General features: G+C 68.7%; 17 protein-coding genes, 2 tRNA genes and 2 pseudogenes. 9 read left to right on the forward strand and 12 right to left on the reverse strand.

The features are described from left to right. The first annotated feature begins 14 nt into the window (after positions 1 to 14). Positions 15 to 218, forward strand: coding sequence for a hypothetical protein (locus tag JOE55_RS12395; RefSeq protein ID WP_204783079.1), 204 nt, complete (start codon positions 15 to 17; stop codon positions 216 to 218). 16 nt (positions 219 to 234) lie between these two features. Here JOE55_RS12395 and JOE55_RS12400 read toward each other — a convergent pair whose 3' ends face one another. Continuing rightward, a complete protein-coding gene (locus tag JOE55_RS12400) occupies positions 235 to 1,779 on the reverse strand; it encodes a recombinase family protein (RefSeq protein WP_239546668.1) in 1,545 nt (514 codons plus the stop codon). Positions 1,780 to 1,823: 44 nt separating this feature from the next. Here JOE55_RS12400 and JOE55_RS12405 point away from each other — a divergent pair. Beyond that, a pseudogene (locus tag JOE55_RS12405) lies at positions 1,824 to 2,318 on the forward strand (ISL3 family transposase); the annotation flags it as partial. A gap of 696 nt (positions 2,319 to 3,014) precedes the next feature. Here the strand turns inward: JOE55_RS12405 and JOE55_RS12410 are convergent. Then, positions 3,015 to 3,938 carry a LysR family transcriptional regulator gene (locus tag JOE55_RS12410; RefSeq protein ID WP_204783081.1) on the reverse strand — a complete coding sequence of 308 codons (924 nt, stop codon included), beginning with the start codon at positions 3,936 to 3,938 and terminating at the stop codon, positions 3,015 to 3,017. A gap of 150 nt (positions 3,939 to 4,088) precedes the next feature. Here JOE55_RS12410 and JOE55_RS12415 point away from each other — a divergent pair, with 150 nt between their 5' ends. From JOE55_RS12415 to JOE55_RS13635, 3 genes and pseudogenes are all read left to right on the forward strand, one after another. Then, positions 4,089 to 4,496, forward strand: a complete 408-nt coding sequence (locus JOE55_RS12415; RefSeq protein ID WP_204783082.1) for a hypothetical protein — start codon at positions 4,089 to 4,091, stop codon at positions 4,494 to 4,496. Between the two features lie 24 nt (positions 4,497 to 4,520). Continuing rightward, a complete protein-coding gene (locus tag JOE55_RS12420; protein ID WP_204783083.1) occupies positions 4,521 to 5,387 on the forward strand; it encodes an alpha/beta fold hydrolase in 867 nt (288 codons plus the stop codon). A gap of 564 nt (positions 5,388 to 5,951) precedes the next feature. Further along, a pseudogene (locus JOE55_RS13635) lies at positions 5,952 to 7,135 on the forward strand (transposase). Here the strand turns inward: JOE55_RS13635 and JOE55_RS12430 are convergent. The 3 genes from JOE55_RS12430 to JOE55_RS12440 form a co-directional block, all read right to left on the reverse strand. After that, a complete protein-coding gene (locus JOE55_RS12430; protein WP_204783084.1) occupies positions 7,115 to 8,023 on the reverse strand; it encodes an alpha/beta fold hydrolase in 909 nt (302 codons plus the stop codon). The pseudogene JOE55_RS13635 and the gene JOE55_RS12430 sit on opposite strands and share 21 nt — an antisense overlap. 441 nt (positions 8,024 to 8,464) lie before the next feature. Continuing rightward, positions 8,465 to 8,716, reverse strand: a complete 252-nt coding sequence (locus tag JOE55_RS12435; protein ID WP_155931017.1) for a hypothetical protein — start codon at positions 8,714 to 8,716, stop codon at positions 8,465 to 8,467. Further along, entirely contained in the window at positions 8,713 to 9,744 is a 1,032-nt protein-coding gene (locus JOE55_RS12440; RefSeq protein ID WP_239546670.1) for an SDR family oxidoreductase, read from the reverse strand. Before JOE55_RS12440 ends, JOE55_RS12435 begins: the two co-directional genes overlap by 4 nt. On the opposite strand from JOE55_RS12440, the gene JOE55_RS12445 reads away from it, so the two are divergent. Then, complete coding sequence (locus tag JOE55_RS12445; RefSeq protein WP_239546672.1) at positions 9,736 to 10,245, forward strand: hypothetical protein; 510 nt, start codon at positions 9,736 to 9,738, stop codon at positions 10,243 to 10,245. The two genes, JOE55_RS12440 and JOE55_RS12445, sit on opposite strands and share 9 nt — an antisense overlap. Here the strand turns inward: JOE55_RS12445 and JOE55_RS12450 are convergent. Together JOE55_RS12450 and orn are read right to left on the reverse strand one after the other, a co-directional pair. After that, positions 10,238 to 10,313: transfer RNA gene (locus tag JOE55_RS12450), tRNA-His, on the reverse strand. The genes JOE55_RS12445 and JOE55_RS12450 overlap by 8 nt on opposite strands. A gap of 154 nt (positions 10,314 to 10,467) precedes the next feature. Next, positions 10,468 to 11,097 carry an oligoribonuclease gene (gene orn, locus JOE55_RS12455; RefSeq protein WP_204783306.1) on the reverse strand — a complete coding sequence of 210 codons (630 nt, stop codon included), beginning with the start codon at positions 11,095 to 11,097 and terminating at the stop codon, positions 10,468 to 10,470. A 177-nt stretch (positions 11,098 to 11,274) separates the two neighbouring features. Between orn and mptB the strand changes: the two genes are divergently transcribed. After that, entirely contained in the window at positions 11,275 to 12,837 is a 1,563-nt protein-coding gene (mptB, locus tag JOE55_RS12460; RefSeq protein WP_204783086.1) for a polyprenol phosphomannose-dependent alpha 1,6 mannosyltransferase MptB, read from the forward strand. 280 nt (positions 12,838 to 13,117) lie between these two features. Here mptB and JOE55_RS12465 read toward each other — a convergent pair. Continuing rightward, a tRNA-Arg gene (locus tag JOE55_RS12465) sits at positions 13,118 to 13,190 on the reverse strand. A gap of 227 nt (positions 13,191 to 13,417) precedes the next feature. Between JOE55_RS12465 and JOE55_RS12470 the strand changes: the two genes are divergently transcribed. Both JOE55_RS12470 and ettA read left to right on the forward strand, forming a co-directional pair. Beyond that, positions 13,418 to 14,017, forward strand: coding sequence for a single-stranded DNA-binding protein (locus JOE55_RS12470; RefSeq protein ID WP_204783087.1), 600 nt, complete (start codon positions 13,418 to 13,420; stop codon positions 14,015 to 14,017). Positions 14,018 to 14,202: 185 nt separating this feature from the next. Then, a complete protein-coding gene (gene ettA / locus JOE55_RS12475) occupies positions 14,203 to 15,885 on the forward strand; it encodes an energy-dependent translational throttle protein EttA (RefSeq protein WP_024290679.1) in 1,683 nt (560 codons plus the stop codon). A 78-nt stretch (positions 15,886 to 15,963) separates the two neighbouring features. Here ettA and JOE55_RS12480 read toward each other — a convergent pair whose 3' ends face one another. From JOE55_RS12480 to JOE55_RS12495, 4 genes are read right to left on the reverse strand one after another with little or no spacing between them, the layout of a single operon-like run. Continuing rightward, the gene (locus tag JOE55_RS12480) at positions 15,964 to 18,810 is read right to left on the reverse strand and encodes a GNAT family N-acetyltransferase (RefSeq protein WP_239546674.1); all 2,847 of its coding nucleotides are present in this window, start codon (positions 18,808 to 18,810) and stop codon (positions 15,964 to 15,966) included. After that, positions 18,807 to 20,699 (reverse strand): IucA/IucC family protein, encoded by a 1,893-nt coding sequence (locus tag JOE55_RS12485; RefSeq protein ID WP_239546676.1) that lies wholly within the window; start codon positions 20,697 to 20,699, stop codon positions 18,807 to 18,809. The genes JOE55_RS12480 and JOE55_RS12485 overlap by 4 nt, the downstream gene beginning before the upstream one ends. Further along, on the reverse strand, positions 20,696 to 22,684 hold the full coding sequence (locus JOE55_RS12490; protein ID WP_239546678.1) for a GNAT family N-acetyltransferase: 1,989 nt from the start codon (positions 22,682 to 22,684) through the stop codon (positions 20,696 to 20,698). Before JOE55_RS12490 ends, JOE55_RS12485 begins: the two co-directional genes overlap by 4 nt. Then, entirely contained in the window at positions 22,681 to 24,237 is a 1,557-nt protein-coding gene (locus JOE55_RS12495) for a pyridoxal phosphate-dependent decarboxylase family protein (RefSeq protein ID WP_204783089.1), read from the reverse strand. Before JOE55_RS12495 ends, JOE55_RS12490 begins: the two co-directional genes overlap by 4 nt. Positions 24,238 to 24,433 lie beyond the last annotated feature (196 nt).

The raw sequence follows: 24,433 nt of genomic DNA on the forward strand, positions 1-24,433 counted from the left end.
CGTACCTGTCAGGTATGAGTAGCATCCCGACACCCCAGACCCAGACCCAGACCACCGACCACGACGACGACCTCGGCCACGTCTCGCCCCACACGCAGCCGGAGACGGAGCGCGAACGCATCCGTGCTGCCGCGCGTGAGGCCGCTGCGCAGTTCCCGCCGATGAGCGGCGAGCTGGTCACTCTGGTGCGGAACACCCTGCGTGGTCGCACCCGGTGACCAGCCCGCCACCGGCTCACCGGGTGCGGGGCTCCATGAGTACCCGGCCCGGTTCGAAGGCGTTCTGACCGCGGTTGCGCGTCTGCTGGATACGGATGTCGAATCCGGCCTTGATGATCGCTCGCTGCTCTGCCAGCGACAGCTCGCCCCAGGCCGCCCGCAGATCCGGGGCTGTGACCAGAGCCTTCACACGGGCATCGGTGATCGGCGGGATCAGCTCCCGCTCAGCTGCCGCGATCTGCGGACGCAGGGACTGCTCGACCTTCGTCAGCGTGTCCAGGTTCAACTGCCCGGCCGTGTACTGGGCGATCGCCTCGTCCAGACGGGTCTGCAACGCTGCCCGGCGTTCCTGCGCGGCATCGGCCTTCGTGATCCACTCGCCCCCGTCGTCACCGGTGAGCCGGGCGAGGTTCTCCGGCTGTTCGAACCAGGTCAGCACCGCCTCCTCGACGTAGTCGTCCAGTCCCTGCTGGGCGATGGTGATCTTGTAGCAGCCACGGAACGCGCAGTAGTACTTCACCGCATCCGCCTGATGCTTGCGCCTCAGGACGGCACGCTTCAAGGGGCGTCCGCAGTAGTGGCACTTGGCGATGTGGGTGATCAGAGTCTTCGCCTGCGTACCGCCGCCCTTGACCCTGCGGCCGGGATCGGCGAACAGGCGCTGGAGCCGTTGGAACGTCTCCCAGTCGATCAGCGGCTCCCACTGCGCATCACCGATGACCTCACCCTGATAGACCCGCTTGCCCGCAATGGTCGGGTTCTCCAGCACCTGGCGGACTGTGTTCGCCTCCCACCCACGTGGAGCCTCGGTCCAGGACTTCATCGGGGTCGGCTCCTCGGCATCCTGGAGCCGCATCGCCACCGAGTGCAGCGACTTGCCTGCCAGCACGTCCCGGGCCGCATCCCGCACGATTTGACCCTTGTGCGGGTCGGGCTCCTGCCGCAGCAGCACCCCGGTGAGCTGGTCATAGATCCGTCGGTACCCATAGGGAAGGCGCCCGTGGGGGCGTCCGCGCTCGGCGTTGAGCTTCACGGTGCGCAGTTGCCGCTCGCGCATCGTATCCGCGTCAGCTTCGGCCCGTAAGAACTCCCACCCCATCGCGAACGAATCATCCGATCGGGTGAAGTCGTACACGCGGCCGTGGGTGAGGTAGAGGACGTTCGCTCGGCGGCAGGCCTTGCGCAGCTGCACGTAGACCTCCAGGTCACGCGCGGCCCTGGAGGGCTCCCAGGTGACGAACCCGCCGTGCTTGCCTTCCTCGATCAGCGCCATCACCTCGTCGAAGCCCTCGCGGATCTTCTTCCGCCACTGGGAGGCAGACCGGTCGGAGTCACGCACGATCATGTCCGGGTACCAGCGCAAGGGCTCGCACCAGGACACGCAGTCGAGCAGCTGGTCGTTGATCGAGCGCATGAGCTTCTTGCGGTCCTGGGAAGCGCGCCCGTAGACGATGGCCGGCGTCCAGTCGTCGTCCGCGACCTCGCGCAGCCGCGCGATCGAGGCTTCCAACGAGGTTGAGAGTTCGGGGGCTTCGAGCATGGAGTCAGTAGTGGTGTTCATGGACATGAGGTACGCCTGCCTTCCCTACCCCCTACCTCCCGGCTCGACGAGTCCAGCAGGAGACCCTCGGCCACCGAGGCCGCAAGGGCGACCCTCTCTACGGGATCCGCCACCTCCTCCGCGCGGGGCGCGAACGCCTCTCGCCGCGCCAGCAGAACCGGCTGGCCAGCGCGTTCGCGGCCCACCCCGATCATGCCGCGGTCGAGGTCGCCTACCACTGCGCCCAAGACGTCCGCGAAGTGTTCCGCCAGCCCGCCCTTCCCCGGGGCCGACGCCTCGCCGAGCAGCTGATCAAGAAGCTGCCGTCCTGCCCGATCTCGGAGATCGCCAGGCTCGGGAAGACCCTACGGCGGTGGAGGACGGCGTTCTTGGCCTGCTTCGACACCGATGGGGCGAGCAACGGCGGGACCGAGGCCATCAACGGAATCATCGAGCTCGGCCGCCGCATCGCCCGCGGGTTCCGGAACTTCGAGCACTACCGCCTCCGCATGCTCCTCATCATCGGCGGCCTCGACGCCTCTCCCCACACTCAACTCTGAAGAGCCCGAAAACCCTATGGGCCGGCTGCGCGACCTCGGTACGGAACAGCCGGCACGTTCCCACCGTCGTGGCCCATAGAGCATCCTTTGGATTCCAGAATCCGAGTGCGGTCGTCGCGCATATAGTGCGTGCAGCACAATCACTGCTCACGAACACCGAGGTCTGACGACGATTGGGGCCGTAGGCGCAGACTTTCTTCATGCCATGCGTGCCACGGCATCGCACCGCACAAGGGTGATCGGACGAGGTCAGGCAGCCTTTGAGAGAGCACCGGAGCTGCTACCCGGAACCTCACGATGCGCGCAGAGCGCAAATCAAGTCTTTACTGCTTTACATATGGCTGGCTACCGGCCATTTTTCACAAGAACGACGTCGCCGTCGGGGTTCCTTCTACGAGCATCCGAAATGAGCCTGAGCTTATGAGACGTCAGTAGACCGGGGCCAGGTGAGGTGATGGGGCGATTCGGTACTGGGGTGTCTTAGCGGCACATGGGTGGGGTCTGGTCCCACAATTCGACGTCGCCGTAGTCCTTTCCCCGGGCTGTTCACTGCTCCGCTCCTGGGCGCCTGTCTAACGGGGGGCCACGGCAATGGGTGTCAGGACGGCGAGGACAAGCATCACGGAGGGTATGGCCCGCCGTCAGGCGCGGCCCGCGGTGACGCACGGCGGATGGGCCCCGCTTCGAGCGGACCGCTTAGATCGTCTGTGTCGTCCGGGGGAGTGTGGTGCTCAGGACGGTGAACTGGGCGGTTTCGACGAAGGCGCGCGCTGCCCAATCTTCGTTGTCCTGGCGCCAGGCCACGCTGACTGTGGAGGGAGACAGATCGGCCACGGGGACGAAAGCCAGGCCGGGGCGACTGTAGAAACGTTGGGTGGAGGCTTGCGTGAAGGCGACGCCTTGGTGACTCAGGATGGCCTCGAAACACTCGTCGACGGTGTTGACCTCGGAGCCGATGACCGGGGAGTGGTTGTGACGGGCGTCGGTGGCCAGCCAGAAGTCCCGCCACAGATCCGGGGCGTTGCGGGCGATGAAGGGTTCATCGAGGAGTTCTTCTACTCGGACCGAGGACCGGGTAGCCAGCTCGGAGGCCTCTGAGACCGCTAGAACCCGGGGCTCGGTGAACAGGGTGGCCATCCGCAGATCTTTGAACTGCGGCAAGGGTGGGCGAACGAAGGCGACGTCGGCGCTGCCATCGGCCAACCCAGCGGTGGGATCGCCGAAGGGGTAGGAGCGCATTTCGACCTGGACCGCCGGGTTGCTGTGGCGATAGGCCTCCAAGACGGCCCGGGTGAGTTCGGCGGCAGCATTGGCCTGGAAACCTACCACCAGTTTTCGGCCCGGTTCCCGGGCTGCCCGCCGGGTCAAGGAAGCGGCCGCCTCAGCGGCCGCCAGCAGGTCCCGGGCGTGGACCAGCAGGACCTCCCCGGCCGGGGTCAGGGTCACCCCGCGGCTGGTGCGGTTGAGCAAGGGGGTGTCGAGGGAGCGTTCGAGATTGCGGATCTGCACGCTCAGTGACGGCTGGGCGATGTGGAGCCGGGTGGCGGCGCGTCCGAAGTGCAACTCTTCAGCAACAGTGACGAAGTAGCGCAGAACGCGCAACTCGAAGGAGGGCTGCATGACTCAACGGTAGTGACCGCCCCGTTGGCTGGCAATAGTTGTGGCCTATCGCCCCATCGAAGAGGAGTAATGGATTCGTGAGGCAGGTCACGCTCCAATCAAGGAGGCGAACGCCACGGACAGAGCACGTCAGGCGGGAAGGACCACAACATGACTACCACCACCTCCACCACCTCGACCCAGCAGTGGGTTGACGCCTTCACGGCGGCCAACGACCAGGACCCCGAGCTCCTGGCCCACGGGAAGTACTTCACCTGCTCCTACCTGCTGGACATGGACGAGCACTCCTTCGTAGTGCGAATGAACGCGGGGAAGGTCGCTGAAATCAGCTTCGACCCCGGACCCCTCGACGCCCCGTACCAGTTCGCCATCCGCGCCAGTGCGGCCACCTGGCGAGAGTTCGGCACCGAGATGCCCGCCCCGATGTTCCACGGCATCTGGTCGGCATCCTTCCAGCGCGACATGGCCCTGGAGGGCGACGTGCTGGTGCTGATGCAGAACCTGCGCTGCCTCACACGCCAGATCGAACTGCTGCGCACCGTCGGCGTCCCCGTCTGAACCGCCTGAACAAGGAGAACTCTCATGGCTCGCATCTCACCTGTCACCGGCCACTACGTCACCGTCGACGTCGACGGACTGGAGTACAAGGTCTTCTACCTCGAAAACGGCACCGGCCAGCCGTTGGTCTGCCAGCACACCGCCGGCTGCCACAACCACCAGTGGCGGGACCTGCTCGAGGACGAGGAGATCACCGCCAACTACCGGGTCATCGCCTACGACCTGCCCCGCCACGGGAAGTCCGACCCGCCGGAGAACACCGCCTGGTGGACCGAGGAGTACAAGCTCACCGCCGACCACTTCGCCAACTTCATCATCGCCTTGTGCGATGCCCTGGAGCTGGAGAGCCCGATCTTCATGGGCTCCTCCTTCGGCGGCAATATCGCCCTGCAGCTGGCCTACCGGCGCCCGGACCGCTTCGATGCGGTCATCCCGGTCGAGGGTGCGGACTACTCCCCGGGCTTCTACCTGGACTGGTGGCAGCACCCGCACGCCAACGCCGCCCAGGTCTGCGCCTCCGGTACCTGGGACCTGATGGCCCCGCAGTCCCCGGATGCCGACCGGTGGAAGACCTGGTTCTACTACACCCAGGGCTCGGAGTCCTTCAAGGGGGATTTGCACTACTACTCGGTCGACCATGACTTGCGCGGCAAGCTGGGAGAGATCGACACCGATCAGTGCGCGGTGGTGCTGATGACCGGGGAGTATGACTACCTCACCACTCCCGAAGACGGTGAGCGGACGGCCTCGCAGATCCGCAACGCGGAGTTCATCGAGATGAAGGAGATCGGCCACTTCCCGATGAGCGAGAACTACCCCGTGTTCGGCAGCTACCTCAAGCGCGCCCTGGAGATCGTCAAGACCAAGAAGAGCGCCTCGGTCAGCTCCTGACCCCGGCCTGCCACCGTCTTCCTACCCGGAAATTACCTCCCCATGGAGAAGATCAGGTGTCTCCGGGGGAGAGAACGCCTCGTGGGCGCCTCACCCGCTATGAGTGGGTGAGGCGCCCACGATGCGTTCCGGGAAGCACATGATCAAGAAGCGCCCTGAGATGCGCGTTCACCATCCTCCGCGGACCTGAGCCCGCACCACCGGAGGCATTCCGGGGGCTCCCGGGACTCTTCAGGCGTCGGTCCCCACGGCTTTACATATGGAGGACTAGCTGCGAATTGTGCTGCGGCGAAGGGGCTTCATGCCTAGGGTCGTGGGGTTCCCGGGGTGGAGAGGTTCTTATCGAGGTAGTCGGCGGCGAGGTGGGCGATCTCCGGCCAGCCGTGGTCAATGGTCAGGGAATGGCCCCGGTTCCGGACCTCGATCAGAGCCGTGGGGTGGGGATTGCGGGCCCTTCAGGGTTGAGTGTGGGCGCGCCGGTTGGGCCGGGTAGCTGGGTGTATGACGTCGAGGTCCCCGATGATGAGCGGACTCTTACCTCTGCTCGCACCAAGGACCTCGACGATGCCCAACCCTAGTTGCCCATGCGCTGACGCGCTCAATCGCTGCGGCCGATGCGATCTCCTCCTCGGCTTCCCCAGCCTCCATCTGCTCTCGGTGACGCAGGCTCCAACGGGCCTGGTGCTCGAGGTGGAGTCCTGCGATCCGGTCACGGGCTGCCCCGGCTGCGGAGTCATCGCGACCGGTCATGGTCGAGATGATCGATGCGCCCTGGGCCGGGCGGCCGGTGCGGATCCGGTGGCGCAAACGCCGCTGGGTCTGTCATGAGCGCACCTGCCCGGTGGTTTCGTTCCTGGAACAGGACCCCAGGATCTGCGCTGCGCGCGGGCGGCTGAGCACTCGGGCGATCCGGTGGGCAATCGGCCAGCTGCGTCGTGAGGCGGCCACGATCCAGGGTCTGGCCCGCCAGCTCGGCACGACCTGGAACACGCTCTGGGCCCAGATCAAGCCCGTCCTGACCCAGGCTGCAGGCGATCCCTCCAGATTCGAGGGCGTGCAGGTCCTGAGCGTCGACGAGCACATCTGACACCACCGTGACCCGCGCAGGCGCGGCCCGAAGGAGCTCACCGGGATGGTCGATCTGACCCGTGGTCCCCACCCCACCGCCAGGCTCCTCGACCTCTGTCCCCGGCCGATCCGGCAGCGCCTACCGCGACTGGCTGGACGAGCGTGGCGAGGCGTTCCGCCACCGGGTCGAGATCGCAACGCTGGACCCGTTCCAGGGCTGCAAGAACGCGATCGATGACCAGCTCGAAGACGCCGTTTGTGCGTGCTGGACGCCTTCCACATCGTCAAGCTCGCCGGCGCTGAGGTCGATGACATTCGCCGCCCACCCCGATCATGTCGCGGCCGAGGTCGCCTACCACTGCGCCCGGGACGCCCGCGAAGTGTTCCACCAGCCCACCCTTCCCCGGGGCCGACGCCGCACCGAGCAGCTGATCGAGAAGCTGCCGTCCTGCCCGATCTCGGAGATCGCCAGGCTCGGGAAGACTCTGCGCCGCTGGCGGACAGCGTTCCTGGCCTACTTCGACACCGACGGCGCGAGCAACGGCGGGACCGAGGCCATCAACGGAATCATCGAGCTCGGCCGCCGCATCGCCCGCGGGTTCCGGAACTTCGAGCACTACCGTCTCCGCATGCTCCTCATCACCGGCGGCCTCGACGCCTCACCCCACACTCAACTCTGAAGAGCCAGTTAACCAGCCGAAGGCTGCTGTCCAGAATGTGTTTTGGAAGCGTTGGTGGAAAAGTGCGAAGTGCCCGATCTCGTCTACATCGAGGTTCCGAGGGTGCAGATAGATCTCCTCGCATTCGGCTTGAGGGAGATATTTCAGTGTTCTTCGCACCGCTGCTGGTGTGGCATATGGGTCGTCAGTTGGATTCACCGCCAATACCGGGAGCGTCAGCTGAGCGCTTCGGCGCAGTATCGCCTCTCCCTCGGGGCCGATCGTCTTCGAGTAGTCCGATGCTCCGCGCGCCCAGTCGAGGGCGACGCCCTGTGGCAGATTTTCCAGCCATCCGAGCTTCTTTCCCGGGAAGTAGCCCAGTGCGCGAGCAATCACCGGCATACAGACGTGCCACTTGATAAATAGGCTGAGCCTGTGCGTCTTCTCGTAATCCGGCCAGTGTGCGTGTTGGGCGCCCACCATCAGTAGCCGGTCGATCTCAGACGCGTGCTCCGCGAGGATTGCCGCGTAGCCTCCGAAGCTGTGGCCGACGGCGCTTAGTCGCGCCTGCGCTCCGTGGCGTTTGCGCATCCAGAGAATGCAGGCTTCAAGGTCACGCGTACCCCAGTAGTGCCATCGAATCTTCGCTTTCCGGTACTCCTTGAGAGTGTTCGGTGCCGAGCGGCCGATACCTCGATAGTCGGGCACCAGGCTAGTGACTCCGTGCTCAGCCAGGTAACTCGCGAATCGCCAGTAGTATCGGCCCTGCACACCGGTCGCCGGGGCGATGATCACAACATGCTCGATGTCACAGGCCGGTGCCGTGGCGGGGAAATACCGAGCCTGGATCTTCTCGCCGTCGGCACAGGCAATCGCGACGTCCTCGTCCTCATATTCGGACTCGATCACGCGACATCTCCTTTCGATTCCGAGTGCCTCTCGTTCTCACACTATCTGCCCTCAGGTACTCTCGTGAGCCGACGTTCTCTGGTCGATAAGGTTCTTCCTGCACGCCGTGGGCGAGCACGAGTTTCATGGTGAGCAGGACGGGCAGCCACGCCCAGAGATGAGGGGCCGGGGTGAAGAATGCTGCGATGCCCGCGAGTGCGCAGAACGCCAAGGCGACCGGTCGCTGGAGATACACCGCTGAACGTCGGACAGCGATGGTACCCGCGAGGGGGAAGAGATACCAGAGCGCGCCCCACTACCAGAGTGTCGGAGCGAACACCAGTGCAATGAGTATGGGATGCAAGTGCAGCGCCGTGACGAGGACCGGTCGCCGCACGAGTTTCATCCCAAAGGATTCCGGTCTCTCTCCGTGCGAACCGAAGTGGTCAGATTTTGCGGAGTTCAGGCCGTTGGCGACGACGCCGCCGACCACATCGAACGAGATGATGACGGCAAGAACATACTGTGCCCAGCTCCAAGACGCGTTCGTTCCCAGGGGAGTGCGGTGATTCCGACCGCTCCGACCAGGCCGACGATGTTCGCGAGACCTTTCTCGGCGCGGATTGCGCCGGTGCCGAAGATCGGGTCGGGTTTGCCCGGCGGAACAGCCCAGCTCACCGCTGAGGTCGCTTCACGGGGAAATTCTTGGCTCATCGCGTTCCTCCGGCGACGTCGAGAATCGCACCGTTGACGTAACTGGCCTCGGGGCCGACGAGCCACTCGACAGCAGCAGCGATCTCCTCTGGTTGAGCGGGTCGCCCCATCGGCGATCGCGCCCCGACTTCGGTTGCGCGGTCGGGGCGGCCCGCCCGCGCATGGATCGTCGTGGCCGCCGTGCCCGGACTCACTGCATTCAACCGGATTCCGTGAGGTGCGGCTTCTGCGGCCAACCCCACGGTGAGCGCGTTCACCCCGGCCTTCGCTGCCGCATACCAGACGTATTCCCCGGGAGATCCGGTTTTCGCGGCGACGGAGGACAGGTTGACGATGCTTCTCTGCCGTGCTCGGCCAGCGTCCGTCCTACGGATCATCGCCTCGCGGCAGAGCAGGATCGTAGCGGTGAGGTCGACGTCGACCGCGTGGCGAATCGCCTCGGCATCGGAATCGGCGAGCGAGCTGATTCCCCCGGTGACCCCGGCGTTGTTGACCAGGATCACCGGCACCCCGAGCTGTGCGGCCCCGTCGAAGACGACCTCGGCTGATCCGGGCGCGGCGATGTCGCATTTGTACGGCACGACCTTTGCGGTTTCCGTGGTGCAGCGTTCCGCGGTCACCGCTGCGTGGTGGTCGTCCTGGCTGTAGACCAGCAGAATGGTGGCCTGCGGCAGCCAGGCGGCGCACGACCGCAGCTCCGATTCCTCGGCTGCCGCCGGTGACGATCGCCACGGTCGAATCCATTTTTCTGCCCTCGCGTTGGTTCCCTCTGCTGGAGAGAAGATGACGTGCATGAACAGCGAATCGGTGATCTCCGTGAGGGAGTGGTGCTCGCCTGCCGGGACGAACAGAGCTGCACCTGGCACGGCCGCGCCGTCACCGCTTTCCGTACGCAGAATGCCCCGTCCTTCGAGGATGACGTAGATCTCGTCTTCCGCATGCGGGCCTTGGGGGTTGATCGCACCGACTGGCAGGTAATAGGTGCGATCGACCCGCAAACGATCGAGGCGGTCTCGGGGATGATTCATGCCAAGTTCGACGAGATGATGGCCGAAGGAGCCGCCGAGCTCGCCGACCTTGCGTCCCGGACAACCCAGCTCGAAGGCGAGCAGCAGAAGCTGCTCCAAGCCCACTACGGCGGGGCGATCCCGCTCGACCTCCTCAAGAGGGAGCAGGACCGGATCACTGCGTCGTTGGAGACCATCGAGCACCGGATGACCCCGCACCACGGCCACTACGCCGCTGCGCGAGAGAACATCGACGACTCCCTGAAGCTGTTGTCCAACGCCGCCGACATCTACGAGCACGCCGACGACGCGAACCGGCGGCTCATCAATCAGGTGCTGTCCAAGGCGATCTACAACGACGTGCGCGTCGGCTACCGGAACCCGTACGACGGGCTGAGCATCTCTGGCCTCCATGACGACGCCCTGAGCTGGACCGCCGAAGCGAAGAAAATGGGCCAGGTGGGAACCGCGACCAAGGGCGGACCCTTGGTCGCAAGTTCACACCTGACCCGTTTGGGGTGAGCGACGGGGGTTGAACCCGCGACCTCCTGGACCACAACCAGGCGCTCTGCCGACTGAGCTACGCCCACCAAGCTGCTCGTCACGGCCGGGCCGTCTCCGCAGGGGAGACGTTGTCAGCCGCTGAGCAACGCGGACTACTGTAACCCATTCCTGAGTCTTCCGCGCGCACGATGTCGATCTCGTCACGCGCAGATCGCACCGCCGCAGGGGCGGCGCGGCAGCTTAGGCCTGCGGCTCGTCCTGGGAGCTGCTCTGCTCGGCCAGGCGCCGGGCAGCCACCACTCGTGAGGCCGCTTCCCTGGCCTGCTCGGAGGAGGGGCCGGGGTCGTCCACGAACACGGCTTCGCGGTAGTAGCGCAGCTCGTCGATCGAGTCCTTGATATCGCCCAGGGCGCGGTGGTTGCCGGTCTTGTCCGGGGACTGGAAGTAGGCCCTGGGGAACCAGCGCCTGGACAGCTCCTTGATCGTGGAGACGTCGATGATCCGGTAGTGCAGGTGCTCCACGACCTCCGGCATGTCCCGGACCAGGAACGTGCGGTCGGTGCCCACGGAGTTGCCGGCCAGCGGTGCCTTTCCCGGCTCCGGAACCCATGTCCTGATGTAGTCGAGGACCTGCTGCTGGGCCTCCTCCATCGAGGTCCCCGACGGCAGCTCTTCCAGCAGGCCGGACTCGACGTGCATGTTCCGCACGAAGTCGCCCATCTGCTCGAGCGCGCCCTCCGGCGGCCGGATGACGACGTCCACGCCGTCGCCGAGCACGTTGAGCTGATCATCGGTCACGAGCACTGCGACCTCGATGAGGGCGTCGTCCGTCAGGGACAGACCCGTCATCTCGCAGTCGATCCACACCATTCGTTCATTAGAGAGAGCCACGTCGGTCACTGTAGCCGCGGCGGCGGACAGCCCTGCATATCCGTCGCGAGGAGTCTCAGCCGCGGCGCCCCGGTAGGATGACGGCCACTGCGGGCGGCTCTTGCAGCAGGACCGTGCCGCCCGATCGACCGTCAGCAGACCGCCGTGAGGGGATCCGTGCCAGAGACGACCACCGAGCAGCCGCCCGAGCCGGCGGCCGACACCGCGACGGCCCCGCCGCGCTCCGCGCGCGCAGAGCGGTCGATCCTGCGCTCCGTCGTCTTCGGAACTCTCGGATCCGTGCTGCTGATGATCGGCTCCTACGGGGTCGGCTGGCTGGCAGGGGTCTCCGAGCTGCGGCGCAGCCCCCTGGTGATCGAGCTGCGCTTCACCACACCGGGCGCGATCCTGTCGATCATCCTGGTGGCGATCGGATCCATGATGCTGGTGCGCGAGTGGTTCCGGCTGGGTCAGAAGCTGCAGGGGTGGGGACCGGGCTCCCGCAGGTGGGTCACCGCCGCGACCATCGCCTGGTCGGTGCCCATGGTCTTCTCGGTGCCGATCTTCAGCCGCGACGTCTACTCGTACATCGGGCAGGGCCGCGTGGCGGCTGCCGGGCTGAGCCCGTACGAGGCCGGCGTCTCCACGATCGAGAACTTCTTCCAGCTGGGGGCGGATCAGCTGTGGAGCGAGTCCCCGCCGCCGTACGGGCCGCTGTTCATCATGATGGAGCGGGCGATCGTCGGGATCACCGGCGCGGAGCCGGACTCGTCGGTCTTCCTGTTCCGCATCCTGTGCGTGCTGTCCGTGATGCTGCTGGCCTGGACCGTTCCCCGGCTGGCGCAGCGCCACGGGATCGATCCCACGCGCGCCCTGTGGCTGTCGACTGCCAATCCGCTGCTGCTGGTGAACTTCATCCTGGCCGTGCACAACGACGCCATCATGACCGCGCTGGCGCTGCTCGGCGTGCTGGTCGCGGCCACGTGGCGCGACTGGCGCGGGGGACTGGCAGGCACGGCCCTGGTGGTCCTGTCGATCGGCATCAAGCCGATCACCGTGGTGCTGCTGCCGTTCATCGGGCTGCTGTGGGCAGGGCGAGGGGCTTCGTGGCCGCGGAAGTTCCTCATCTGGTTCCTGACGCTGGCCTGGGCGATCGCCGTGATGGCTGCGCTGGGCTGGATGTCCGGCTTCGGCTGGGGCTGGATCGCGGGCCTGTCGACCACCGGCACCTCGTTCATCTGGTACGCCCCGATCGGCCTGCTGGGCGTGGTGGTCGGTGGGATCGCGGGGCTGTTCGGCGGCGATGCCGGGGCCGCCAGGGGCTTCGTGCACTCCGCCGGTCAGGCGCTGGCGGTGCCGGTCATCCTGTGGCTGATGTTCACGGGCCGCGATGAGCGGGTGGTGCGGCGCATGACGCTGGCCTTCGCGGCGATCGTCGTGTTCTCGCCCATGATCCAGGCCTGGTACGTGGTGTGGCTGATCCCGTTCTTCGCGGTGACCGGCATCCGCCCGGACTGGCAGGCCGACGTTCTGCTCTTCCTGACCGTGTTCTTCATGATCTACGCGATCTCGGACCAGCTCGACGTCTTCCCGTACCTCGACATCGACCTGGGATCCGGCCGCACCATCGCCGCGGTGATCGGCGTGGCCTACGGCGCCTACCTCTGGTTCCTGGACCCCTCCACCCGACGCAGCCGGCGGACGCGCACCCTCGATCCGAACCGGCCCGTGGTGATCTGAGGGCTCAGGAACCGTTCTGCGCGTCCCGGGATCGATGACGGGGACGCCCGGGGGCATGGAGTCCCTGACAGTGCGCGAGACGATCCATGTGCGAACGGCAGGGTCCCCGCGCCTGAACGTCCGCCGTGAGCGCGTGAGTCTACGGCAGCTCCGGTTGGTGACGGATATGAATGCCATCAGCGCGGATGGCATGCATATCTGTCTCGAACCGCCTGCTCGCCGCGAGAAAAGGCTGAGCCGCGACATCGTCTGTCAACGATGTCGCGGCTCAGGACTGAAGTGCCCCGGGAGGGATTCGAACCCCCGACCAAGAGATTAGAAGGCTCCTGCTCTATCCCCTGAGCTACCGAGGCGGGCGCGGAACAGCTTATCGAACAGCTCGCGCCGACCGTGCACCCTGCCTCCACAGCAACAAGATTCGGGCGTGTGCCTGCAGATGCCCCCAGATGCGTCGGCGCCGCCGCCGGGGGCGGGGCATGGCGGTCCAGTCTGAGCGGACTCCGGGGCGCTGCCCGCACGAGCAGGCTCCGGCGACCATCCGCCGAGCGGCTCGTCTCGGCCCTCACCATCAGGAGTTGCCATGTTCGACACCCTCACGGTCCGCGGCTTCGCCGCCACCAAGCCCGATCTCCGCAATCTTCCCGACGGCACTCCGGTGGCGTCGTTCCGCCTGGCCTCGACGCCGCGGCGCTTCGACACCGAGTCGAACTCCTGGGTCGATGTGGGCCCCACCAACTGGTACACCGTGACCTGCTTCCGGCGGCTGGCGGCGAATGCGGCGTCGTCGCTGAAGGTCGGCGACGCCGTGCTCGTGATGGGCCGGCTGCGCCTTCGGCCCTGGACCACCAAGGAGGGTCAGGAGCGGCTGACCGTCGAGATCGACGCGACGGCCCTGGGCCCGGACCTGGCGCTGGGCACTGCCACCTACAAGCGCTCCGGCGCCGGTTCCGACAGCTCGCGCGGCGAGGGCTCGGACGCCTCGCAGCACAGCGACGACTGGGGCGACGGGTCCCGCTCGGTCGACCCCATGACCGGCGAGATCCTCGACGACGGGAACGACGAGCACGACGGCCGAGACGGCTCCGGCTCCGATGCCGGGGGCAGCTCCGAGGACGCGCATTCGTGGGAGGGCCATCCGCAGGAGCTGCTGGCCGGTGCCGGGCAGGGCTCCTCCTCCTGAGCCGGTGTGCGGACAGCAGGTCCGTGCCCGGTCTGCAGGGCGCTCGCGGCGCCTCCCGCTCGGTGCTCTCAGGGGCAGGGGGAGGCGCCGCCGGGGTGCGGAGCCCGGCCGAGGGGACTGGACCCTGGGCAGAGGCTCAGGCGGAGTGGCTCCGGCTGTCCTCCCCGACGGGTAGCCTGGGGGCCATGGCTGAATTCATCTACACCATGAACAAGGCCCGCAAGAAGGTGGGCGACAAGGTCATCCTCGATGACGTCACGATGTCGTTCTACCCAGGCGCCAAGATCGGCGTCGTGGGTCCCAACGGCGCGGGCAAGTCCACCATCCTCAAGATCATGGCGGGGCTCGACGAGCCCTCCAACGGCGAGGCCCGTCTCTCGCCCGGTTACTCCGTGGGCATCCTCCAGCAGGAGCCCCCGCTGAACGAGGACAAGACCGTCCTCGGCAACGTGGAGGAGGGCGTCGGCGAGATCAAGGCCAAGCTCGACCGCTTCAACGCCATCTCCGAGGAGATGGCTCAGCCGGACGCGGACTTCGACGCCCTCATGGAGGAGATGGGATCCCTCCAGACGGACATCGACGCCGCAAACGCCTGGGATCTCGACTCCCAGCTGGCCCAGGCCATGGACGCCCTGCAGTGCCCTCCCGGCGACGCCGACGTGAAGAGCCTCTCCGGAGGTGAGCGCCGCCGCGTGGCGCTGTGCAAGCTGCTGCTGGAGAAGCCCGACCTGCTGCTGCTGGACGAGCCCACCAACCACCTGGACGCCGAGTCCGTGCTGTGGCTCGAGCAGCACCTGGCCGCCTACCACGGCGCCGTGCTGGCCGTGACCCACGACCGCTACTTCCTGGATCACGTGGCGGAGTGGATCTGCGAGGTCGACCGCGGCCGCCTGTACCCCTACGAGGGCAACTACTCCACGTACCTGGACACCAAGGCCAAGCGCATGGAGGTCCAGGGTAAGAAGGACGCCAAGCAGGCAAAGCGCCTCAAGGACGAGCTCGAGTGGGTGCGCTCCAACGCCAAGGGCCGCCAGACCAAGTCCAAGTCGCGTCTGGCGCGCTACGAGGAGATGGCCGCCGAGGCAGAGAAGACCCGGAAGCTGGACTTCGAGGAGATCCAGATCCCGCCCGGACCGCGTCTGGGCAACCTGGTCATCGAGGCCAAGGACCTGCAGAAGGGCTTCGGCGACCGCTCGCTGATCTCGGATCTGTCCTTCACCCTGCCCCGCAACGGCATCGTCGGCGTGATCGGCCCCAACGGCGTCGGCAAGTCCACGCTGTTCAAGACCATCGTGGGCAAGGAGCCGATCGACGGCGGCGAGCTGCGCATCGGCGACTCCGTGAAGATCTCCTACGTGGATCAGAATCGCGAGAACATCGACTCCGAGAAGTCGCTGTGGGAGGTCGTCTCCGACGGCCTGGACTACATCCACGTCGGCCAGGTCGAGATGCCCTCGCGCGCCTACGTCTCCGCGTTCGGCTTCAAGGGCCCGGACCAGCAGAAGAAGGCCGGCGTCCTCTCCGGCGGTGAGCGCAACCGCCTGAACCTGGCGCTGACCCTCAAGCAGGGAGGCAACCTCCTGCTGCTGGATGAGCCCACCAACGACCTCGACGTCGAGACCCTGGGCTCTCTGGAGAACGCGCTGCTCGACTTCCCGGGCTGCGCCGTGGTCATCTCCCACGACCGCTGGTTCCTGGACCGGGTGGCCACCCACATCCTGGCCTGGGAGGGCACCGAGGAGAACCCGGACAACTGGTACTGGTTCGAGGGCAACTTCGAGTCCTACGAGGAGAACAAGATCGAGCGCCTCGGCGAGGAGGCAGCCCGCCCGGGCCGCATGACCCACCGCCGCCTCACGCGCGACTGAGCTGCTCTGCCGCAGCCCTCGCACCGCGCCTCGAGGGCCCGTCGTCATCCTGCACAGGATGACGACGGGCCCTCGTCATCATGTGCTCTGGTTCGGATCAGCCGCGGCACCGCCCCTGGCTCGGGCGCCCTGCAGAGCCTCGCGAGTCAGGAAGGCAAGCTGGGCGGTCTTGTCCGGAAGCCGGATCTGCGTGCCGAGCTCGAAGCCGGTGCGCTGCATCCTCCGCACCGCTCGCCAGTTCGAGGCATCGGGCTCGGCGACCACGCGCCGGGTGGCGGGATCGGCGAAGAGGAACTGCGCCAGCGACTCCGCCAGGGCAGAGGTCAATCCGGGCTGCGGCCGCCGGGCCGGGGCGAGCAGCAGGTGCATGCCCAGATCCCCGGCCCGCGGCAGATAGGCCCCGCCGATGGGGTCGGCGTGCGGCTGATAGGTCTGCAGCAGCCCCAGGGGGCGGTCCTCGAGCTCGAGCACCCAGGCGTGGTGGCTGTCGGAGGCTGCGATCTCAGCGTAGATCGCCGAGACCGTCTCCGCTTCCAGTCCTCCCATGCCCCAGAAGACGGCGCGCGGTGAGCTGACCCAGCCGTGCAGCAGCTCGGCATCGGCCAGGGGATCCACCGGTCGAAGGCTCAGCAGGGGAGCGTCGGGGCCGAACCCGGGGGCACCAGCGGACTCCTCTGCGGAAGCGCCTACCGGAGCCTCGGACGTGACCTGCGCGGCAGGGCGGCGCAGGTGCAGGCCTCCCAGCGGGTGCGGACGGTCAGTGGACGCCGGAGCCCCAGGCGGCACCCACGGCAGCGCCTGATCGATCTCGCCTGCCGCCCACCGATCCAGCGGCCGCGAGCCCAGCTGGCCGCGGTCCACGGGGTCTGGGGTGATCCATGCCGAGGTGGCCGGGTGCGCCAGGTCCCACAGCACCCGCGCCGAGGGCACACGAGCGCAGCCTGCGCCCAGGCCCGGCAGCACGCCTGCGGCCAGCAGCGCATCGGAGTCCCCGCCGACGGGCACGGGAGCGAAGGGCAGCAGCTGGTCGCAGGCCCTCCACGGGGCGAAGGCGTGCTGCACTCCCCACGGGGAGCCGGACGGCCTGTCCAGCTGCGCCGCGAGCTCCTCGAGCGCCGCCTGGGCGCAGGGGCCGGGATCCAGCCCCAGCCCCGGGCCGAGGGTGACGATCGACTCGAGGGCCAGCCCCACCCGAGGGGTGGTCCCGAGCAGGGGATCCCACAGGGGCGGCAGGCCCGTGGCGCCGCGCAGCGGCTCGAGCGCCGGATGGCCCGCGAGGTGCCGGGCCAGCAGATCCCGCCACTGGGCTGCGTGCGCGGCGACGACGGAGTCCGCGGCCATCTCCCCGTCCCACTCGAGCAGCTCCTGGCGCAGCGCCTCGACCTCCGATCCTGCAACGGGGCTGGACGAGCCGGCGGTGCGATCCGCGCAGGGGCCGGCGGCGGGATCGACGGTCCCGCCGGCGTCGTCGTCGGAGTCCTTCTGCGCGTCAGCCGGAGCCAGCAGCGCGTGCACCAGACCCAGCAGGGACGACGAGCGCGTGTCCAGCTGGGCGCTGAGCAGGTCCTCCGCCGAGATCGCACCGCTGTCCCTGAGCGCCTGGCGCAGCAGGTGCTCTGCGCGCCGGGCGCGATGGGGAGGGGCGCACCCCAGGACGGACCCGGCCGCGAGGGGGTCCGGGGGCCGCTGATTGGCGCGGACGAGCAGGTCGTCGACGTCGCGGGGCTCGGGCAGCGGGCGCGCGGTCGCACCGATCACGGCGTGCACGCACCGGCCCGTCGTGTCGGCCGCGACCAGGTCGTTGACGGGCACCGCCCAGCCCTGTGCCGCGGCCAGGACATCGGCAGCGGTGCCGGCGCCGAGCAGAGTGCGACAGGCGCTGAGGGCCGTGGCCGCAGAGCTTGGCGACAGCTGCTCGGCTGCCGTGTGCACGACCAGCACGGACGCGGTGCCGCCCTCGGGCAGGTCCGACAGCGCAGCCTCTCGCTCGCTGCTGCCGGGCAGGACCCGACCCTGGCGGCAACGACGAATCACGCGCAGTGCGCCGGTGCTGTCCCGGAACCCGGACTCGATGAGAGGCTCACCGGTCTCCTGCTGGGCCAGCTGCCCGCCGCGTCGCACCACGGCGATCTCGGTGAGCTGCTCCGTGACAGCCATCGAGGCGGTGATCGCCCAGGCCGCGGACTCGGTGCGCCCGAAGTGCGGGACGCCCGGCAGGCCCACCAGCGCCAGGCCCCGCACGCGCACCCCCGGGCATGACAGGCACACCGGCTGGTAGGGCCCTGACTCCTCGACGATCCGGTGCGGATCAGCCGCGATCATCGGCGCGCCGGAGGCGCTGAGCCGCCCCGGGACCAGCCACGCATTGGATCCGGCCGTGCGGGGACTCTCCGCGTCCAGGGCGTCGAGCCACTGCGCTCCGAGCTGCCGGCGCACCCGGTCGCGCCACAGCTGCTCCGGCAGACTTCCCGCCAGCAGGTGAACGTCCAGGTGCACGGCGATCGGCGTCCATGGCTGCCAGGGCCGGGGCGGACGATGACCGAGGCCCAGGGACTGCACCTCGGGGCTTGCTGCCCAGGCCTGCGACAGCTGCGAGCTGACCCCGCGCGCGTAGCCGGCCAGGAACACGCGGTCCTGAGACCCAGCGGCCTCCCACCAGGACCGCGCCGTCTCCTCGATGCCGAGGGCGGCGCTGAGATGGTCGCCGTCGTCGTGCTCCGGGCCCAGCAGATGCCCGCTGCGGGATTCGGCCCGGGTGCGCAGGACCTCCAGCTGCCACACCCGGTCGCGGGCGGTCACGGCCCCGTGACCGAAGGCCAGCGCCTCGAGGTCGCGCGCCTGGACGTGCGGCACGCCGTGCGGGTCCCGGAACACGGCCCACCCGTCGCCGGAGAGCTCGCAGCCGTGCGGATCCGGATCGGTCATGGGCGGCTCGCCGCCTCGTCCCGGCACTCGACCTCGACGCCGGCCGGACTTCCGATCTCGTCCGAGGTGGGGCCGACGCCGCGGAACTGCGCCAGCGGATTGCGGATCCGCCCCACGAGGATCTGGGAGCCCAACGGGTCCGTGAGGCTCACCATGGACTGCGGGTCGCGCAGCTGGAGGCGGTTGAGGCACGAGTGGGCGAAGTCCTCGCGGAAGAGATCGTGTCCGCGCCACAGCTCGGGATGGGCAGCGCGGTGCTCGTCGAGCACCTCGGCGGCCGCGCCCCAGAACCGCTGCTCGTCCAGGACGCCGTCGTCGTGCAGCAGCGCACCCAGGTGGCGCAGCACGCCGTCCAGGACGTCGGTGTGCACGGACAGCTCCTGGGACTCCGGCTCGATCAGTGTGCGGATGCGCTCGATCTGCGGGGGCAGGGGCTGATCATCCATCACGGCGATCTCCTCGCCGAGGTCCTTCCAGAACGCGCCGACCGGCAGGCCGTCCTGCAGGCGCAGGATCACGTTCTCGCCATGGGGCATCAGCGCGATCGAGCGCGAGAGCACGAGATGCGCGACGGGCAGCAGGTAGACCTTCAGCAGAGCACGGATCCACGTCTCGGCATCGACCCCGCTGCGCTCGATCCAGGCGCGCGCCAGCGGCACGCCGTCGCGATCGGTGTGCAGGACCCCGGCGAGGCTGGCGGCCTGCTCCCCGGGGGCCAGCCGAGCGACCGGGGATTCCCGCCACAGCGCGGCCAGCTGCTTGGTGTAATCGCTGCGCAGCCCCGAGCGGTGCTGGGCATCGCCCACCCATCCCACGGCGCTGCGCTCGCGCAGGACCTCCACGCCGCACTCCCTGAGGACGGGGTCGGCCGAGACGATGTCGTCGAGCCAGTCGCTGATGGCGGGCATGGCCTCCATGTAGGCCGGCGAGAGCCCGCGCAGGAAGCCCATCGAATGCACGCCCAGCGCGGTCTTGGCGTAGTCGCGGGCCGGATCGTCCATGTCCAGGAAGGTCCGCACGGACTGCTGGGCGCGCCAGCGGTGCTCGCTGGGGCCCACCAGGATCAGATCCCGGCGAAGGACGTCCGGCAGCATGCCGGGCAGGATCCGGTGCTCCCACTGCCAGGGGTGCAGGGGGATCGGCGTGTAGTCCTGCGGGTCCTCGCCCGCCTCCCGCACGGCAGCGCGGAAGCGCTCGCGCTCCGGGTCCAGCAGGTGAAGCTCCATGTGCTCGCGGTCGTCCATCTCGCGGCAGAGCGAGAGGACGCAGCCGCTGCGGCGGGCGGCGAGCCACACCAGCGGGGTCGGCTCCAGGGCCTCGGGCGCCCACCGCTCCTGCTGGGCGGCGCCGAAGCCGATCCGGCCGGAGCTGGCGACGAATCCGGGGTGGCCCTCGTGCAGATGCTGCTCGACGAGCTCCAGAGGGCTCGCGGCGAGCTCGCGGGAGCTCGGTGCGGGTCGGGCCTGACGCCGGGCGGAGGTGAGCTGCGTGGCGGAGAGGTCCTCCAGGTACAGCGGCAGCACCCGGTCGGTGAGCTCGAGGACCTCGCGCAGATCCAGGATCGCCTGCTGGGCGTCGAGATCGCGAGGCGCTGAGCTGGGGCGGCCATCGTCGTCCAGGCGCTGGATCGACGACGGATCCACTCGCCAGTGCTCCATCGGGTGGCGGCTCGCGCGGAAGCGCCAGCGCGGCGTGCCGGTGTGATCGTCCACGACCCAACCCTCCGCCTCCGGACGCGGCGCGAGGATGCGCTCGTGGGCGAACTCCGCGAACAGCTTGGCCAGGGTGAGCCGCTGCAGCTGCTCGGCGCCCTCGGCATCCAGGTTCGGGGCAGGCGTGGGTCCGGCGGAGCTCGCGGTCTCGGCTCCGGTCAGGGTGGTCTCGGTCATCGGGGATCCTCCTCGCTCGCGGGATCGACGGTCAGGGTGCCGGCCGACGGGCGCTCGGAAGCCGAGGTGCCCTCGGACGTCTCGGGCGCTGCGTCGGCCGCGGTGCGCTCGCGCACGGACAGGCAGGCGGTCTTCTCCGGCAGCTCGAGGGGTCCGAGCTCTCGGAAGCCGGCGCTGCGGTTCACGGCGCGGATCGCATGGTTGGTCTCGTCCGGCTCCACGACGACGCGCTGGACGGACGGGTCGCTGAACAGCAGCCGCAGGGCCGCCGCCATGACGGCCGAGGACGTCCCGGGCACCGGATCCTGGGCCGGGGCCATGAAGAAGTGCAGCCCGACGTCGCCGTCGCGCACGCACCAGTGCTCGGCCAGCGGGCTGCGTGCGGGGTCGTAGGTCTCCACGAAGCCGCGCCGCACCGGATGCTCGGGATCCGAGGCCACGATCTCCTCGACGAGCCAGGCATCCATGTCATCCGCGCGCTCGATCGCCTGGAAGACCTCTCGGATCCGCTCGGGGCTTGCGCCGACGAGATCCCAGGCCCTGGCCCTAGGCCGGCTCAGCCACTCGTGCAGCGCGGCGCCGTCGCGCTGCGGGTCCACCGGACGCAGCATGAAGCGGCGCCCGTCGATCTCGGCGCAGAACGGCTGGGCCTCGGCGGTGCGGGGGCCCCAGTGCTGCTGGGGCAGTCGGCCGAAGCTCTGGAACATGGTCCGCCGCTCTGTCCGATACGGCTGCCGACCGGTGACGTGGCCCAGGACGATCGCATTGCGCAGCGCGCCCATGCCGAGATCCGGGGCGGTCAGGGCGTGGGTGTGCTCGGTGTGGTTGAGCACGTGCAGGGTGCCGTCGGAGCTGGCTCGGTGCCATCGGTCCGGGCTCAGGCGTCCTGCTCCGTCCAGGCTGAGCTGAGCGCGCACGGGCTCCAGCCACGGCAGGGGAGCAGGGGCGTAGCCGGTGCCGGCCACGACCGCGTCCGTCACGGTCTCGCGGCTGCGCCCGGTCTCGATCGAGCGCCAGGTCAGCAGCGTCCGGGAGTCGTGCGGGGCGGCGGCCACCAGCTCGGTCGCGGCCAGCAACCGCACCGGGGCACGCCCGCCGGCCGCGCGGCGGACGTGCAGCGCCTCGTAGATCCGGGTGATCGTCTCTGCCGAGATGCCGCGGTGCAGCTGCGGCTGGGCCCGGTTGATCGCATCCCGCTGATCCTCCGGAAGGCCCCGGAAGTGATCCAGGTATTCGGGGGAGGTCAGCTCGAGCGAGAGCTCGGAGTACTCCATGGGGTAGAAGCGCGGGGAGCGGGTCACCCAGTCCACGGCCGGGCCGTGGGGATCCTCGAGCAGATCGACGACGACCTCCGCGGCCGACTGCCCCGATCCCAGCACGGTGACATGATCCTGCCCGTGCAGCCGGTCCTGGTGGGCCAGGTAGTCGCCGGCGTGCAGGACCGCATCGCCCGCAGGATCCAGCGCCTTCGGCAGGGTGGGGATCGTGCCGGCCCCGACCACGAGGTGGCGGGTCCACCAGAGCTGCTCGAGACCGTCGTCGTCGCGGGAGCGGACCTGCCAGGCCCCGGAGCCGGACGGGCGACGGACCTCGAGGACGTCCTGGTCCCAGTGCAGTCCAGGGACGCGGGAGGCGGCCCAGCGGCAGTACGCGTTGTAGTCGCGTCGCAGCGGATAGAAGGACTCGCGCACGTAGAAGGAGTAGAGCTGCCCCGTCTCCTTGAGCCAGTTCAGGAACGAGTGCTCGGAGGTGGGATCGGCCATGGTCACCAGGTCCGCCAGGAAGGGGACCTGCAGCGTCGCGTCCTCGAAGAGCAGCCCGGGATGCCAGTCGAAGCCAGGTCTGCGGTCCAGGAAGGCGGCGCGCACGTCCGGCAGGGGATCGGCCAGGCAGGCCAGCCCCAGGCCGAAAGGCCCGAGGCCCACGCACAGCAGGTCCAGCGGCTCGTCTGCGGAGCCCGTCTCGGCGGTGGAGCGCATGGTCATCGGATCCTCTCTGCGGTCTGGGCCATGTCGGGATGCGGCTGCGCAGCGCGCTCGGCGAGCACGGCCTCCCCTGCCCGGTGGACGTCGTCCAGGACGGCGCGCAGGTCACTGAGCTGCGCGGCGGGGTTCAGCAGCGTGAGCTTGAGGCAGCGCTGATCATCGACCACGGTCTCGGCGACCGTGGAGGAGGCGTCGTCCCACACTCGGCGCCGCACTGGGCGCACGAGAGCCTGGGGGTCCGAGCCGTCCAGGGGCAGCCAGCGGAACAGCACCGTGGACAGCGACGGCTGCGCGATCAGCTCGAAGCGCGGATCGGCCGTGATCTCCCGGGCCGTCTCCTGGGCCAGGGCGCAGCAGCGATCGAAGAGCTCGCCGATCCGCTCCGGGCCCATGGCGCGCAGGGTCGTCCACAGCTTGAGCGCATCGAAGCGCCGCGTGGTCTGCAGGGAGCGGTCCACCTGGTTGGGCTCCGGAGTGTCGGCCGGATTCAGGTAGTCGGCGTGATGCGTGCAGTGCCGCAGCGTGCGGGGATCGCGCACGATCACGGCCGAGCAGGACACCGGCTGGAACCAGGACTTGTGGAAGTCGATGGTCACCGAATCGGCCTGCTCGATCCCCGCCAGGCGCTCCCGCTGAGTCGTCGAGGCCAGCAGGCCGCCGCCGTAGGCGGCGTCGACGTGCAGCCAGGTCCCGGACTCGGCGCAGAGCCGGGCGATCCGCTCGAGCGGATCGATGGCGCCGCGATCCGTCGTCCCGGCGGTCGCCACGACGGCGGCCGGCTCCAGCCCCTGGGCGCGCAGGTCGTCCAGCGCGAGCTCGAGGGCCTCGGGAAGCATGCGTCCGTCGTCGTCGACGGGCACCTGGACCACGGCATCGTCGTCCAGGCCCAGGATGTGCGCCGCGGTGAGCACCGAGAAGTGGCTCTGCTCCGAGGCCAGAAGCCGCAGCCGAGCCGCCCGCACGGGGCGGGATTCGGCCCGCGGGGTCGCCGCGGAACACTCGAGCGCCTCGTCCCGGGCCAGCATGAGCGCCTGGAGGGTCGAGGTCGTGCCGCCGGGGGTGAACATGCCGTCGGCGCCGTCCGGGAAGCCGATCCGCTGGGCAGTCCAGGCCAGCAGCCGTCGCTCGATCAGGGTGGCCGAGGTCGACTGGTCCCAGGTGTCCACCGAGGTGTTCACGATCGCGGCCATGGTCTCGGCGGCCACGGCGGGCACGGCCACCGGGCAGTTGAGGTGGGCGGCAGTGCGCGGCAGATGGAACCACACGGCGTGGCGCAGCCAGAGCTCGTCGAGCTCGCCGAGCGCCGAGTCGAGATCCCCGAGCGGCCGGTCGAGGTCGATCGGGTCGATCAGGGCGGCGAGGTCGTCGAATCCGGCGGGGGAGTGCGCCGCGCCTGCCTCGGCCAGGCGGGCCGAGGAGGTGCGCGCAGCGGAGGCGACGGCTTCGCGCAGCTGCGGGGCCGTGGCAGCGGCGAGCAGATCGCGCTGCGCGGGTGCCGGGACGGCCGGGGGCCGGAAGATCGTGGAATCGGCGGGATCGGGGGCTGGGGGCATGGGGCAGACTGCCTTTCGCCGTGGTCCTCGAGGGGACCGGTGGGACACGGGTCGTCACGATCGGGGGACACGGGGTGTTCCTCCCGGCCGCAACGAACAGTGAGGTTAGCCTAATCTTCCTGAGTGGCGGCTCACTGCGAGCTGGCCGAACCGGCAGAACCCAGCGGGAGAGGGAGCATGGCGAGGATAGAGAGTG

Origin of the sequence: Kocuria palustris (assembly GCF_016907795.1) — a bacterium.
GTDB lineage: Bacteria > Actinomycetota > Actinomycetes > Actinomycetales > Micrococcaceae > Kocuria > Kocuria palustris.